General features: G+C 45.1%; 16 protein-coding genes and 1 pseudogene. 13 read left to right on the top strand and 4 right to left on the bottom strand.

Going from position 1 to position 14,580, the window contains the following annotated elements; translation table 11 throughout:
* The first annotated feature begins 78 nt into the window (after positions 1–78).
* The 4 genes and pseudogenes from MOO44_RS04700 to MOO44_RS04715 all read left to right on the top strand — a co-directional run bounded on the left by MOO44_RS04700 (position 79) and on the right by MOO44_RS04715 (position 5,421).
* Entirely contained in the window at positions 79–1,470 is a 1,392-nt protein-coding gene (locus tag MOO44_RS04700; protein ID WP_260117261.1) for an APC family permease, read from the top strand.
* Positions 1,471–1,545: 75 nt separating this feature from the next.
* Positions 1,546–2,526, top strand: coding sequence for a DMT family transporter (locus MOO44_RS04705; protein WP_260117262.1), 981 nt, complete (start codon positions 1,546–1,548; stop codon positions 2,524–2,526).
* A 77-nt stretch (positions 2,527–2,603) separates the two neighbouring features.
* A pseudogene (locus MOO44_RS04710) lies at positions 2,604–3,585 on the top strand (DMT family transporter).
* 108 nt (positions 3,586–3,693) lie between these two features.
* Positions 3,694–5,421, top strand: coding sequence for a hypothetical protein (locus MOO44_RS04715; protein WP_260117264.1), 1,728 nt, complete (start codon positions 3,694–3,696; stop codon positions 5,419–5,421).
* Positions 5,422–5,443: 22 nt separating this feature from the next.
* Here MOO44_RS04715 and MOO44_RS04720 read toward each other — a convergent pair whose 3' ends face one another.
* A complete protein-coding gene (locus MOO44_RS04720) occupies positions 5,444–6,121 on the bottom strand; it encodes a YczE/YyaS/YitT family protein (protein WP_480241888.1) in 678 nt (225 codons plus the stop codon).
* Between the two features lie 73 nt (positions 6,122–6,194).
* Here MOO44_RS04720 and MOO44_RS04725 point away from each other — a divergent pair, with 73 nt between their 5' ends.
* Positions 6,195–6,509 (top strand): DUF7671 family protein, encoded by a 315-nt coding sequence (locus MOO44_RS04725; RefSeq protein ID WP_260117266.1) that lies wholly within the window; start codon positions 6,195–6,197, stop codon positions 6,507–6,509.
* Positions 6,510–6,558: 49 nt separating this feature from the next.
* On the opposite strand, the gene MOO44_RS04730 is transcribed toward MOO44_RS04725, so the two are convergent.
* Positions 6,559–6,774 carry a P8 family protein gene (locus MOO44_RS04730; protein ID WP_260117267.1) on the bottom strand — a complete coding sequence of 72 codons (216 nt, stop codon included), beginning with the start codon at positions 6,772–6,774 and terminating at the stop codon, positions 6,559–6,561.
* Positions 6,775–6,928: 154 nt separating this feature from the next.
* Between MOO44_RS04730 and MOO44_RS04735 the strand changes: the two genes are divergently transcribed.
* Positions 6,929–7,450, top strand: coding sequence for a TetR/AcrR family transcriptional regulator (locus tag MOO44_RS04735; protein ID WP_260117268.1), 522 nt, complete (start codon positions 6,929–6,931; stop codon positions 7,448–7,450).
* Between the two features lie 58 nt (positions 7,451–7,508).
* Here MOO44_RS04735 and MOO44_RS04740 read toward each other — a convergent pair whose 3' ends face one another.
* Positions 7,509–7,712: a cold-shock protein gene (locus tag MOO44_RS04740; protein WP_219054080.1), complete on the bottom strand. Its 204-nt coding sequence runs from the start codon at positions 7,710–7,712 to the stop codon at positions 7,509–7,511.
* Between the two features lie 216 nt (positions 7,713–7,928).
* Between MOO44_RS04740 and MOO44_RS04745 the strand changes: the two genes are divergently transcribed.
* The 3 genes from MOO44_RS04745 (at position 7,929) to MOO44_RS04755 (ending at position 9,037) form a co-directional block, all read left to right on the top strand.
* Complete coding sequence (locus MOO44_RS04745) at positions 7,929–8,636, top strand: NAD(P)H-dependent oxidoreductase (RefSeq protein ID WP_260117269.1); 708 nt, start codon at positions 7,929–7,931, stop codon at positions 8,634–8,636.
* A complete protein-coding gene (locus MOO44_RS04750; protein ID WP_260117270.1) occupies positions 8,636–8,812 on the top strand; it encodes a hypothetical protein in 177 nt (58 codons plus the stop codon). Before MOO44_RS04745 ends, MOO44_RS04750 begins: the two co-directional genes overlap by 1 nt.
* A 102-nt stretch (positions 8,813–8,914) precedes the next feature.
* The gene (locus MOO44_RS04755) at positions 8,915–9,037 is read left to right on the top strand and encodes a hypothetical protein (protein ID WP_255552537.1); all 123 of its coding nucleotides are present in this window, start codon (positions 8,915–8,917) and stop codon (positions 9,035–9,037) included.
* A gap of 44 nt (positions 9,038–9,081) precedes the next feature.
* Here MOO44_RS04755 and MOO44_RS04760 read toward each other — a convergent pair whose 3' ends face one another.
* A complete protein-coding gene (locus MOO44_RS04760) occupies positions 9,082–9,516 on the bottom strand; it encodes a hypothetical protein (RefSeq protein ID WP_260117271.1) in 435 nt (144 codons plus the stop codon).
* Positions 9,517–9,594: 78 nt separating this feature from the next.
* On the opposite strand from MOO44_RS04760, the gene MOO44_RS04765 reads away from it, so the two are divergent.
* The 4 genes from MOO44_RS04765 (at position 9,595) to MOO44_RS04780 (ending at position 14,562) form a co-directional block, all read left to right on the top strand.
* Positions 9,595–10,533, top strand: a complete 939-nt coding sequence (locus MOO44_RS04765) for a ribonuclease H family protein (RefSeq protein WP_260117272.1) — start codon at positions 9,595–9,597, stop codon at positions 10,531–10,533.
* Between the two features lie 36 nt (positions 10,534–10,569).
* Entirely contained in the window at positions 10,570–11,121 is a 552-nt protein-coding gene (locus tag MOO44_RS04770; protein ID WP_260117273.1) for a sugar O-acetyltransferase, read from the top strand.
* 142 nt (positions 11,122–11,263) lie between these two features.
* Positions 11,264–12,631 carry an MFS transporter gene (locus tag MOO44_RS04775; RefSeq protein ID WP_260117274.1) on the top strand — a complete coding sequence of 456 codons (1,368 nt, stop codon included), beginning with the start codon at positions 11,264–11,266 and terminating at the stop codon, positions 12,629–12,631.
* A 317-nt stretch (positions 12,632–12,948) separates the two neighbouring features.
* On the top strand, positions 12,949–14,562 hold the full coding sequence (locus MOO44_RS04780; RefSeq protein WP_260117301.1) for a BCCT family transporter: 1,614 nt from the start codon (positions 12,949–12,951) through the stop codon (positions 14,560–14,562).
* Positions 14,563–14,580 lie beyond the last annotated feature (18 nt).

The following is a 14,580-nucleotide window of genomic DNA, read 5'->3' on the forward strand; positions in this document are numbered from 1 at the left end:
TATTTCTAGGTGGAAAAGAGCCATACTAGAATTGTATGGCTCTTTTTGTTTTCGGAAGATAGTTAAGGAGGAATACCATTGAGTTTAGTTTCTAAGATGTTTAGAAAAGAATCGCTGGACAATTACATGGATCAAGACAGTAATTTAAAGCGGACCATGGGAGCATGGGATTTAATTGCGATGGGGGTCGGAACCGTGATCGGGGCCGGAATCTTCATCCTACCCGGGACGGTGGCTGCCACGACGGCTGGGCCTGGAATTATCTTTTCGTTTATCGTGGCTACGATTGTCTGTTCACTCAGTGCAATGTGTTATGCTGAATTTTCGTCTTCAATGCCGGTCGCCGGAAGTGCGTATTCATATGGAAACGTCGTCTTCGGTGAAATCGTGGGTTGGGTGTTAGGCTGGGCGTTAGTCCTTGAATATACACTATCGGTGGCTACGGTCGCTGTGGGGTGGTCAGCCTACTTCCAAACCTTTTTAGGTGGATTTGGGATTCACATTCCAAAGGCGTTGAGTGGCTTTTATGACCCTAGCAAGGGGACGTACGTGAACCTATTCGCGATTTTAATCGTCCTTTTGATTTCATTTATTTTAACGCGGGGGACGAAGTCATCGACGCGCTTGAATAACATTATCGTGGTCATTAAGGTCTTGATCATTATCTTATTCCTAGTGGTCGGGGCATTCTACGTGAAGCCAAGTAACTGGAACCCGTTACTACCATTTGGAACAGCAGGAATCTTCCATGGAGCTTCGGCGGTCTTTTTTGCCTACCTCGGGTTTGACTGTGTGTCATCAGCAGCATCCGAAGTTAAGAACCCGAAGAAGAACATGCCGATCGGGATTTTAGGAACGCTATTTATCTGTACGATCTTGTATGTTTTAGTATCATTAGTCCTGACTGGAATGGTGCACTACAAGGAATTGAACGTTGCGGATCCCGTATCATTTGCCTTGCAATTAGTGAACCAAAACGCCGTTGCCGGCATCATTGCGGTCGGAGCGTTAGCCGGGATGTTCACCATGATGTTGACCATGATCTACGGTGGTTCCAGATTGCTCTATTCGATGGGGCGGGATGGTTTACTACCAAGACACCTGCACAAGGTGAACCACAATAACGTGCCCCACCACAGTGTGTTGATCGTAACGATTGTGATTGCCGTGATGAGTGGCTTTGTGTCATTGGATAAGTTAGCCAGTTTGGTTAACATTGGGACTTTGATCGCCTTCATCGTGATTTCACTCGGGATCTTACCACTGCGGAAGCGCAACGACATTCCGAACCAAGGGTTCCAGGTACCATGGTATCCATACTTACCGATCATCTCAGCTGCATTGAGTTTTCTAATTGCGACCCAATTACCATTGGATACGGTCTTGACCGCATTGGTTTGGTTCGCGCTAGGGTTGGTCCTCTACTTCTCGTATGGGATGCGCCACAGTACCATGAATAAAAATGAGTAAATTTCTCCTCTAAATTTAATTTTAATCGTGTAAAATAAATCGCGAGATTAATTATTGATTATTTGAGGTGTAACAATGCAAGATAAGCAACAAGGAAGGGAAAACGTTGCCCGCGGAATTTTTTGGTCAGCAATGGCTTCGTCGCTATGGGCGTTTTCCGGAATTTTAATGCAAATGGTCGCTAAGAACGGTGCAATCCCAGTTGATTGGTTCATTTCTGCCAGAACTTCAGTGGCGGGAATCTTACTGTTGATTATTGGGGCGTTCCACGTTAAAAAGGATATCTTTAAGGTCTTTAAGGATCGGCATTCGATCATGTTATTATTGATCTATAGTTTGTTCGGACTCGCGGTGAACATGTCGACGTTCTACATGGCAATTCAAACCGGGAACGCACCGACGGCCACGCTATTACAATACATGGCACCGATCTTTATCGTTCTTTACAAGTTCATCTTTCAGGGGAACAAGCCCCTAAAGGCTGACGTGTTGGTCTTCTTTATCGCATTAGTCGGGATCGTGTTGTCCGTTACCAAGGGGAACTTAAACGAATTGGCGATTCCATTCGTTTCGATCCTATGGGGATTGGGTTCGGCCGTTTCAGCTGCCATCTACTACTCGGTTCCACAACCACTGTCCCGTGAAAATTCACCGTTCGTGGTCTTGGGCTGGGGAACGTTGATTGCCAGTGTGCCGTTTAACATCTTCTACGTAGCCGTGCACCACGCACCATTCTTCATCGCCGCACCAAAGCAAGTGACCGCTAGTCCATTGGTATTAGTGGGACTAGGTGGAGTTATCTTGGTCGGGACGATCGGAGCATTCTCATCCATGATTTACAGTTTGAAGTTTGCTTCTTCAGAAGTGCTCAGTATCGTGGATGCCGTTGAACCAGCAATGACGTTCATCTTGAGTTTGATTTGTACGTTGATTCCAATTGCTTTGATTCAGTCGTTAGGGGTTCCGTTCGACCTGATCGAATGTATTGGTGCAGCGTTGGTAATCTATTCAATTTACCTCCTGCAACGGATTCATCGGAACCACGCGGGAAACTGATAGTAATTTTAAAGCGCCTTGACCAGTTGGTTCGGGGCGCTTTTGATGTGAAGCATAATATTAATGGGGTGAATTGAATGGAAAATCAAAGGGAGCAATCCGTTAGGACTCAGACCATGACGGGAATTATTTGGGCAATTTTTGCATCAACGCTGTGGGGGATTTCAGGAACGATTCTGCAGTTAATTTCCAATCCCAAGACCGGTTTTTCGATGCCGGCACCATGGTTTCTATCGGTCCGGACGCTAACTTCCGGGGGTGTTGTTATTGATCATTGCCGCGTGCATGTACCGGGGCGCCATCTTTAACGTCTTTAAAACCGGCCGGCAATTACTTTGGTTAATTGCATACGGCATCTTTGGGATTGGCGCGAACCTACTGATCTTCTACATTAGTGTGCAGGAGGGGAACGCCGCTGCTTCGACGATTTTGCAGTACCTTGCACCGATCTTCATTGTGGTCGGCAGCATCTTGTTCCAACACAAACGCCCAGAATTAAGCGACCTAGTGGTATTTGCAATTGCATTGGTTGGGGTGTTGCTCTCGATCACCCAGGGGGACCTATCGAAGCTTTCGATCTCGCTCAGTTCATTGCTGTGGGGAATTGGTTCCGGAATCACCGCCGCCTTTTACGTCGTGTTACCGCGGCCGGTGTTAAGGGATAACCCGCCAATCGTGGTGTTAGGCTGGGGGACGTTAATTGCCGGGGTCGTCTTTAATGCCGACTTTATCATCCGCAACCACGCGCCGTTTTGGAATGCAGCTCCTAAGCTGCCTGCCGTGAGCTTTTTGGGCGTTAACGTGGCGTTAATTGCCATCGGTGGGGTGGTATTGTTAGGAACCGTCTTTCCGTTCCTATCACTACTCCACGCCTCTAAATTTGCCAGTTCTGAGGTGGTCAGCCTAGTGGATGCGACCCAACCGGTCGTGACCTTTATTTTAAGTATCATCTTTTTTGCACTCCGGCCGAAGCTAGTTGAGATCATCGGGGCGGTCTTGGTAATCGTGGCAATTTCACTACTGCAATATTTCCATAGTCGCCAGGGGGCTAAAAGTTAAGAATTGAGATTATTACCATTTTGAAAATGATTTTAAGCTATAATAAGAATACCCACTTTTGATCAGTGGGTATTCTTATTTAATTTGAAGTTAAGGAGTTTTTATTGGATGGCTAACCAAAAGTGGCGTCAGCTGTGGCCATATTTGATTATCGCAATCGTTGCGGTGGTCGAAATCTTACCACAGATACTGACTAAATCTTACATTGTAGGGATTGATTCGATTTTTCACATGAACCGCTTTTATGATGCGGCAATGCAGATTAAAACCGGTCATTTTAACTACTTCCAGTCCTTTTTCGGCTACCAACAAACCGGTCGGGTGATTAATGCACTCTATGGGCCATTATTTGCTTATTTTAACGGGATACTACTGCTGATTGCTGGGACGTGGTTCAAATTCCAGCTCTTGACCAGTTGGCTCTACCTTTCAATTTCAGGCTGGTTAATGTATCGCCTGGCGATTAAGAATCGGGTGGCACCGGGGCCGGCAGTCGTGGTCAGCGCGATGTATTTACTATCATCGCCCATGCTCTCGTGGGTTTCTGGAACGCAGTTTACCGGCCTGGGCGCCATGTTTACTCCGCTAGTCATGCTAGCCGGGACGAACATGATGCGCAGGGACAAAATTACCGTGATTCCATTGGCCCTTTCGATGACGTTGGTCATTCAAATGCACTTGATGACGAGTATCATCTGTGCGACAGCTTTGATTCCATTCTTCATCGTGGCGTTCATTTACAGTCACCACCGGGGCCAGCTCTGCTTAGACCTATTGAAGGCGGTGGGGCTAACGCTGCTTTTGACCGCCAACGTCTGGGGGGCAATGTTAGAACTATTTAAATCCAATACGTTACTGCCGGTTGCACCCCAGTTAGTAATGAGTGAAAATGCGTTCAACGTCATTAACACCCATTCATACGTTTTAGTGCCGGTTTATACCATCTTATACTTATTAGTGACGATCTATGTAGTTAAGCACTGGCGGCAGTTAAACCTGTTTACGAAGGTGATTTTTGGCAATTCAATGCTGTTCTTATGGTTGTCATCGTACTTCTTCCCGTGGAACTGGATTCAAAAAATGGTTCCAGGAGTGGCGTATTACATTCAAATGCCAGCCCGCTTCTACGTCGTATCGTTTGCGCTGTTGTTTTTAATGGTCGGGATCATCTTGACTCACCAAGCCCCGCACTGGTTGCAAGTTACCAAGTGGTGGCTGGCTACTTTGGCGTTTTTGGGCATCTTTGGGGTGGCTGCCGGGACCGTGATTTTAGGAACGGTGTCATACCATGCCGACCGGGTGGTTGATAACCCTACGAACCTGAAGTTTCACACTAAGCGGCCGCAAAAATTGCGGGCGGCGTTGCACTCGGCGCACCTAAAGACGGCGCTAACGGATATGACCAAGTCGACTCCGGACTACCTCCCGATTAAACGGGCGCTAGCGCCAGATCAATACTTTCCATTTCATCCGTACCATGCTTACACCGTTACGGCGATTAAGAAGAACCATCACCATGTCCGCAAACAAGTGACGCAAAACGGGCTGCGGGTGACGTGGGTGAATTCCGCTAAGCATGCGAAAATGATTCGCATACCGGTCTTCAAATACGCCCATACGAGCGTGGCCCGGGACGGCAAACCATTTACGGCCTATCGGACCTCAAAGGTGGGGGCGCTAATTGTGAAGTCGCACCCAGGTAAGAACCACCTCACGATTGGCTATCGGGCTAGTCGCTGGTTCAAAGCGTTGATTTTGATCCAAGTCCTAGGCGTGATCGGGCTGATTGGCCTGCTGGGCTATCGAGGCCTTAAAAATAACCATCAAAAAAGTTGATTCCAAGCGGAATCAACTTTTTTTAATGGACGCGGTCACGCGCATTGAAGTTATGGACTAGCCTAGGGCAGATGATGCGATCAGCTAACCCGATCAACACTCCGTTACCCAGAAATGAATAAACGGTCCCGATGTTCACTGCGTAAATCCGTCCCTGGTAGCTGGCACAAGCGATTAGGATTAGGATCGGAATCGCCATGTCTAAAAATTGCGAAAGGACTGCGCTATGATGGCAATACTTGAAGCGTAAAATGTTGCTCATGTCATCATTCGGGTGCATAAACAAATTGGCGCGTTGGTATAACGAAATCCCGATACAAAAGAGGGTGACCCCAAAGAGGGCCATCATGATTCTGACACCGACGCTGGCATCTTGGAAGTGCCAGTGGTGAAATAAATTGGTCACAAGGTCGATTAAATAGCTAAAACAAAGGATGTAGCTAAACTCCTCGCAGAGCCGGAGCCAGTCGAAATGCCGAATTAAAAGCTGGTTGGCAATGATGTTGAAGATGCCAAAGGCCATTATGTAAGTTCCGATTGGCAACCCCGTGATGAGGTGTAAATTGACCGCTGAAGCAGTCCAAATTCCGGCACCCTCCCCAGAGATGATCGTGAATGCATTGCCAATTGCGTTGATCAATAGGCCCGCAATGAGGGCGCTGATTCTGATGTGAATGCCGTTATTGTGATTGGAATAAATATGAAGACCTCCCGAATGGTAATATTATCTTGTAGCAAATGATGGTATGATAGAAACAAAATGAGGTGATTGAATGAAGGGCAAGTACAAGGTCAACCGCTACGTCGGGGTCCCGGTGGAAACCGATAATTCTGGAAATTATCAAATTAAACGGGATGGCGATGGGGGCTTTAAGCTCCATGATTGGCGCACCGGTAAGCATACGAACGGTAAGTTTAAGCAGGTCGGCCAGATTTTTCTGACTGAAAATAACCTGAAGGTCGCAGTGGTCGCTTACGAACCGGTGGCGTTTAACCATCGTCATGCGTACACCCCACTACAACGGTTCACGTCCGAAACGGTACCGACAGCTTTGATTGAAACTGCAAAAAAGGCACTTAATTCATAAGAATTAAGCACCCTGATGAGTAAAATATTGAGTGTTGGAGGAACAATGACTATTTCTTCAATACCTTTTCGGCATTAGCCTTGACTTCGTCGTCTGACATGGCTTCATATTTGTCCATTTCATCAGAAGTCTTGATAGTGTCGTGATTATTGTGTTCCATAAAGTAGTCCCACAATGCGTCTCTAACTGGGGTATCTGAATCGCTCCAGTCGTAAACTTCACTCATTTTTCTATCTAAAGTAGTATCTTCTTCAAAATCTGCCATAATAAGATCTCCCTTTCAATATATAAGACTCAATCTTATTATATAGCATTAGTGCAAAAAAATGTTGAATAATGCTCAATAAATTTAATCATTTGAAATTTAGGCGATTGTAATATAAGATTGCAGAATAAGGGAAAAGTGGTGGATGAACAAGATGAGAGATAAATTGGCGACCAAACGGAAAATTGTCGCTGGAATGATTAAATTGATGGACACGATGGCCTACCGCGACATTACGGTCAAGGAGATCTGCCAAGAGACCGGCGTGTCTCGAATGACGTATTACCGCAATTTTCATGATAAAAAAGAGTTGTTGACCTACCACTTTGATGGTTTATTTACTGACTTTATTCAGCAGGTCTCATCTAGTCATTCTAGGACCTTTTTTGACATTGCAACCATTTTCTTTAACTTGATCAAGGCTGACCAACACTTTATGGAGTTATTGATTCAAAACGATTTAACGATCGTATTACGAGAACGCCTCCGGTACTACATTGGAGGATTAGTCGACCAACGGGTCTTAAGGGTGCGCGAACGCTCATCCAAACTATTGATTTCGATGATTTCGGGGGGCTTGACTGAGCTCTTGATTACCTGGACTCAAGATGGGATGCAAGAACCCGTGGAGTCGCTAGTCATTTTTGCTTCTAAGTACATGCATTTTAAAAATTAAACCAACAAAAAAACGGTGTGGATAAAATCCACACCGTTTTTATTAAGTTAGTTAAAGATTAACCTTCAACTGGAGTAACGTTAGCAGCTTGTGGGCCACGGTCGCCTTGTTCAACATCAAGGGTAACCTTTTCGCCTTCGTCTAAGGTCTTGAAGCCATCCTTGTTGATTGCTGAATAGTGAACAAAAACGTCACCGTTATCAGTAGTAATAAATCCGTATCCCTTGTCAGCGTTAAACCATTTTACAGTACCTTGTTCCATAATGTAGAACCTCCATATAAATAAAAATATTAAATGTATCATTAAGCTTGAATCAGATTAAGGAAGTTTTATGAAAAACAAGAACCTTAAAAACTCGAAACTACGTAACACATTAATGTTATAGTACCAGTGTTCTTAAAAATTGTCAACAATGCACGCTTGTCTTTTTTAAGTTAAAATGGGGATAAAGATTGATAAAAGGGGATGGCACTTCAATTGAAAACATTAATCATTATTTCGCATCCAGAAATTAAGGATTCCGGGACCCAGGCATTCCTAAAGGGAGCGTTACGGAATTTAAATGGCGTGACGTGGCATGGACTAGACACAAAATATCCAGACTACCAAATCGACGTGGCTGCGGAGCAAAAGCAATTAGTCGCAGCCGACCGGATTATTTTTCAATTTCCGCTCTATTGGTATAGTTCTCCGGCGCTATTGAAACAGTGGGAGGATGACGTTTTAACACGTAACTTCACCCAAGTAAATCAAGATGGTCGGCTTGCGGGGAAGCAGTTAGGCATCGTCGTGACGCTCGGGACTGCCGCTAAGAATTACACCGTCGGCGGCAGCGAAGGGGTGTCGATTTCGGAACTGATGAAGCCGTTTCAAGCGGTTGCCAAGCAGGCGGGGATGGACTTTTTGCCTCCATTCGTCGTGGACCGCTTTAAGTATCAAACCGCGCAGCAAAAGGCGCACTTATTGTTTGATTACCAAAACTACGTTAATAATCCCCACCCAGCCACATTTAAGGGCCAACAGGACTGGGTGATCGAACGCTTGCGTGATAAAGCCAGTCGGGAGGGTGATGCGACCCGCCAAACGTTGTTGAACCTGACAATCGATCAAATCGAGCAAAATGAAGCGGAACTAGCTAGTTTGAAGGATCAAATCGAAATGATCAAACGGGGGGATGATGAATAATGGAAAATAATGAATGGTTGTTAGAGCAATTACAAAAATTTGCAAAAACGGAACCGGACTTTCCTGACCGCTGCCTATTCGAAGCGGCCCAACGGATGGTTGTCGAACAGGCAAAGCGGATTCAACAGGCCAATGACGAATTGGATGGCCGGATTTGGAGCCCCGATAAGTGGTAATCCAACGGATTTATTTTTAGATTTGATTTTGAATGGTCTTTTGTATTATAATTAAATGGTATATTTCAAAGACAGACTAACAAGCAAAGGAGCGATAAAGTTATGCGTATTTGTCATCCAAACGGTGTTCAAGGCCGTCGTCCAGTTAACCAAAAGAAGGACAAGAAGAAGAACAAAGAAATTTCTGCATTACAAAAATTCTTAAAGCAAAGTCCTGCTAAATAATAACAATGCCCAGTAGATTATACTGGGCTTTTTTATTTGCTAATTTAGTTGTTTAAATCGGCAGCTTCACGTGGGATGTGCTTGTGCTTTGACTTCTTACGGAGCTGATCCTTAAATTCATTAATGTCATCCAAGTGGTTACTCTTCCATTGTTGGTAGGATGAGTGGATATCCATGTCATTCGTCTTAAGCCCGGTGTCTAACCAGAACAAGGCTGCTGAAAGACTGGGAAAGTTATGCAACCACAGGGTCTGACCATTATCAGAGTCAAACGCAACGTAGGAACGGGCATGGCGTTTTAAGAACGTCCGCTTACGAATCTTAAAGGCCTCACGCTTTCGGGTCAGTTTGTAATCAGGTAAAATGAACTTACCATTTTTCTCGAACTGGGGAAAACGTTCATTTTGCTGGTTCTTCTTATCCTTGAGCATTGCCCAAGCATCCTGAACGGTGATTAATGTTGTATTTAACTTAGTCATCACAAAATCTCCTTTTACTTTTATTTTCTCACAAAATGGTTCAAAATCAAAGTCAAAACCCTTACAGGAGGCGATATTATGGCTCATAAATACTATGCTGTTCGAAGGGGCCGCAATCCCGGAATTTACAATAGTTGGCCAGAGTGTTTAGAACAGGTCAAGGCATTTCCCAAAGCGCGGTTCAAAAGTTTTTTAACTAGGGCCGATGCCGAGGAATTTCTAAAGGGCAACGATCCGACGTTGCCGAACGCACCGTCCGAAGCGCCCGCAACCGGCGGACAAGATGTGATTACCGTCTATACCGATGGGGGTTCTAGAAACCACGGCAATCAAAAGGGCGGCCACGTTAAGGACAATGATAAGGCCGCCTGGGCGTATCTAATTCAAATGCCGGACGGGAGCAAACGCAGCGCTGCCGACGGTGAATTGGGCGCCACCAATAATCGCATGGAAGTCATGGCACTGCTAAAGGCGCTGAGCGATTTGGCACAACACGGGTTAGCTGATCACGAAATCGAAGTGGTTTCTGATTCTAAGTACGTCTTAGATGCCATCACTAAGCACTGGTTAGCCGGTTGGAAGCGCCGCGGTTGGCAGACTAGTGCTGGCCAACCAGTTAAAAACGAAGCGCTTTGGAAGCAGATTGACCAAATCATGGGCCAATTCAAAGCCCTTCATTTTCACTGGACCAAGGGGCATGCTGACAATGCCGGCAATGTCTTTGTGGATGAGAAATTAAACGAGGCGATGGATCAAATGGGGAGTTCGGGAACGATTAAGGTGGCCCGCCATAAACAAGCGGCACCGGTGCCCCAGGTAAATGAGACCGTTAAGCAGAACGCCCTTTCCAGCATTGATGGAATTTTGAATGGTGATCAACCGAAAGCATCGGCAGCACCGGGGCCGACTGTTCATCGTGACCGGCTCCACGAACACCCGGTTTCGCCTGATAAATCGGTTAATGATATCGAAAATGAACTCCACCAACTGCACCTCTTTGATGATAATGATGAATAGAAGTGTTACTATGGACCCCATAAGGATGGTGGAAGCATGACAACAGAACGTGACAAAATGACGGCTGGCCAAAATTATGACCAGTTCGATCCAGAATTACAGGCCCAAAGAACGAAGATGCGTAAGGCATTGGGGGCTTTGAACCAGATTTATGATAATCGGGAATTTAACAAGCAATTAAAGCCGCTCCTAGCCGAGAGTGGCGACCATTTATTCGTAGAAAATGGGATTGCGTTTGACTATGGCTTTAACATCCATGTCGGTAATGATTTCTACGCGAATTACCACCTAACGCTACTGGATACCTGCCCAATTACAATTGGTGATAATTGTTACTTTGGTCCGGACTGTGGATTGTACACGCCGGTCCATCCGATTGACCCGGTCCAACGCAAAAACGACGTTGAATTGGGCGCACCAATCACGATTGGTGATAACGTCTGGCTAGGAGGGCACGTGACCATCTTGCCCGGCGTAACGTTAGGTAATAACGTAGTCGTAGGCGCTGGTTCGGTAGTGACCAAGTCATTCGGCGATAACGTGGTGATCGTGGGGAATCCTGCACACGTAATTAAAACCGTGGATTAAATTTCAACCCAAAATGATTTTAGCCGTTGTGGTTAAAATCTTTTTTTAGTTGACAAGGAGTAAAATTTTTTTATATACTTTTAAAAGTGCTTACTTTTAGTTAAGTAAAATTTATAAGGAGACGAAATACAATGATTATTTAATGGAAAAGAAAATATCATCAAGTGTTTTATTAGCAATTATTGCATCAGGAGTTATGACGTTTAGTGGGGTGACGGTGGAGACATCGATGAACATCACGTTCCCCACGTTGATTAAGGAATTTGGCATCGGCCTCAGTGTCGTGCAGTGGATGACCACGATTTACCTACTGGTACTATCTAGCATCATTCCACTTTCGCGGTTCTTAAAGGCCCGCTTTAAAATGAGTACGCTGTTTATTGTCGCCAACTTATTGTTCCTAGCGGGATTAGTGGTGGATGCGTTTGCACCATCGTTTATCTTTCTGCTATTGGGGCGGGTGATTCAGGGCCTTGGGACCGGAATTGCGTTGCCACTAATGTTCAACATCATTTTAGAAAACGTGCCACAGGAAAGATTGGGGGTGATGATGGGCTTTGGCTCCTTGATTACCGCCGCTGCTTCCGCAGTGGGACCAACCTTTGGTGGAATTATTGTTAATACGCTTGGCTGGCGGTTTATTTTTATTATTTTAATGCCAGTGCTATTGATTTCATTATTGATGGGGATCTTTTCAATTCCCCACTTACGGAAGAATGAGCTCAGCTCAGAACGCTTTGATTTAAAGAGCTTCTTATTGATCGTAGCCACTTTCGCAGGGTTAATCATTGGGATTGACACCATTAGTACCAGCAGCTTCTGGAATCCAATGGTGCTCATTCCGATTGTAATCGGGTTGGTCGCATTATTTACATTCATCCGGGTGCAAAATCACTCTGCCCAACCACTATTGCGGGTACACATCTTAAAGAACACCGCCTATGCTAAGTACGTGGTAGCATTTTTCATTAACCAGCTCATCATCTTAGGACTAGCGTTTGTAGTGCCGAACTACGTCCAATTAATTAACCACAGTAGCTCCAGTGTTGCTGGGTTACTGTTATTACCAGGGGCTGTAATTGGGGCGGTCGTATCACCGTTCTCAGGAGCCCTTCTGGACCGCTTTGGTGCTAAGAAGCCGATTTTAAGCGGGATTGCGGTCATGGTGGTATCGCTACTGCTGCTAAGTATCTTTTCGAGCCACCTTGCTAATTCAGTGATCATGATTTTATACAGTTTGATTATGATTGGGGTCGGGTTAGCCTACGGTAACATCATGACCAAGGGGTTAAGTTACCTATCAGGTGAATTACAAGCCGATGGGAACGCCATCATTACCACGGTGCAACAATTTGCCGGGGCGATTGGGACCGTAATCGTTGCGACCATCATTACGAAGGTCGGCGCCATTGGTGGCGGCAACGGTTTATTAGGGTACACTGCAGCCCTGATCTTCCTATTGGTAATTAGCATCATTCAATTGATAACGATTAAAACTACAAAAGAATAAATACGACGGGAACGTTAGCAATGCTTAGCCAACGTTCCCGTTTTTACGACTTCTTTTTAGGGATGCCTAAAAATGTTTCAAATATATTTCACCTTCTCCCCAAGTTGTTCTATAATAAATGATAGAAAATGAAAACGGGAAATTTGATAATCATTTTTAAACCCACCATTAATGAGTGTGGTGCATTATACATACTGGTTTGGCGAGCTTTTTTGTTTCAAATTTTACTATGTTGTCGCTGCGGAGCGGCTGCATTTTTAACTATTTGAGGAGGATTTTTTATCTTTAGAAATAAAAAAATCAACAAGATTATTTTTATTCCGACAGTAATTTTATTTATTTGTGTTTCTGCAGTCTTGATGATTGGCGGTGCTTCGATCAAGGGCGTTTTAAATTCGATTTTAGCATGGGTCTCCGGCGAAATGGGCTGGGGGTACATGTGGATCTACGTCATTAACTTCGTCTTTTTCATCTTCATCATCTTAAGTAAGTATGGTGGCATCAAGCTGGGTGACAAGGAAGACAAGCCCGCTTATGGTAATTTTCAATGGGGCGCAATGGTCTTTGCAACCGCCATTGATGCTAGTATTTTAATGCTGAGCATGGTCGATCCACTTCGTTACATTCAAGACCCACCATTCGGGACGAAGCCATATTCCGAACAAGCATACGGGCTCGCCCACATGCTGGGGCAATATAATTGGGGCCCGATGGCTTGGATGATGTTTGCCGCCCCAACGATTGCGATTGGTTATATTCTATATGTAAAGAAGATCAAGGTGCAGTCGCTAAGTGACTCGATCATCATGTTAAATGGAAATAAACCCTGGCAACGGTTCTTCAAAACGGTGGTCAACATCCTGGTTGTTTTGGGGATCATGGGCGGGGTCGGCGCCTCGGTCGGCTTGGAAATTCCGATTATTTCGAAGGTCTTGAGCTCGTTGACCGGGATTCCAGATAACCTACTGCTTAAATTAGTGCTGTTTACGATTTTATTCATCATCTTTACCTTTACCGTCTTTAAGGGGCTCAAGGGTGGAATTGATAAGTTGAGTAACATGCATATCTGGACGGCGGTCATCTTCTTAGCAATTGTGTTAGCAATTGGGCCGACCGTTTACATCTTAAATTCTGAGACCAACAGTATCGGGTTATTGATTCAAAAATTTATCCCACTAAGTACCAATACGATTCCGAACGGGACGCCCGATACGACCCAACAAGAAACCATCTTTTATTGGGGCTGGTGGTTGTCCTATATGCCATTTATGGGATTGTTCATTGCCCGCATCTCACGGGGCCGGACGATTCGACAGGTCGTAATCGGGATGTTAACTTATGGAGCATTAGGGTGTATGAGTTTTTACGCCATCTTAGGGGGCTATTCCCTCTGGTTACAAAAAACCGGCGAAGTCAATTTAATCCACATCCTAAGTACCCAGGGGCAATCTGCAGTGATTGCGGCGGTTCTTTCTACGCTGCCATTGAAGTACATCATGTTTGCCCTCTATTGTATTTCCTGTTTTATCTTCCTGGCGACGACGATTTCATCGTCAGCATTCGTGCTCTCATCGTTTACCAGTTTACCGTTGGCTCGTGGCGAACAACCCAGTCGGGCGAACCGGATGACCTGGGTGGTAATCTTCATCATCTTCTCGTTTAGTTTGGTGATGGTCGGAGGTTTTGAAACGATTCAAACCTTCTGTACGTTGGCTGGTTTTCCACTCATGTTTGTGGTGCCATTCATCCTCTATTCGATCTGGAAGATGCTGCGAAATGATGAATCAATCAAAACGATTAAAATTAAACGCTCCGAACTTCGGGATGTTAGACGGCAGAATCGGATTCGCCGTAAGAAAATTACGGTCGAGCGGAAAAACGCCGTTGATGGGGATTTGATCCTGTCACCGGATGATCATCATGATGATTAAAGCTAAAAGGATTGGATT

Origin of the sequence: Nicoliella spurrieriana (assembly GCF_023380205.1) — a bacterium.
In the GTDB taxonomy this organism is placed as follows: domain Bacteria; phylum Bacillota; class Bacilli; order Lactobacillales; family Lactobacillaceae; genus Nicoliella; species Nicoliella spurrieriana.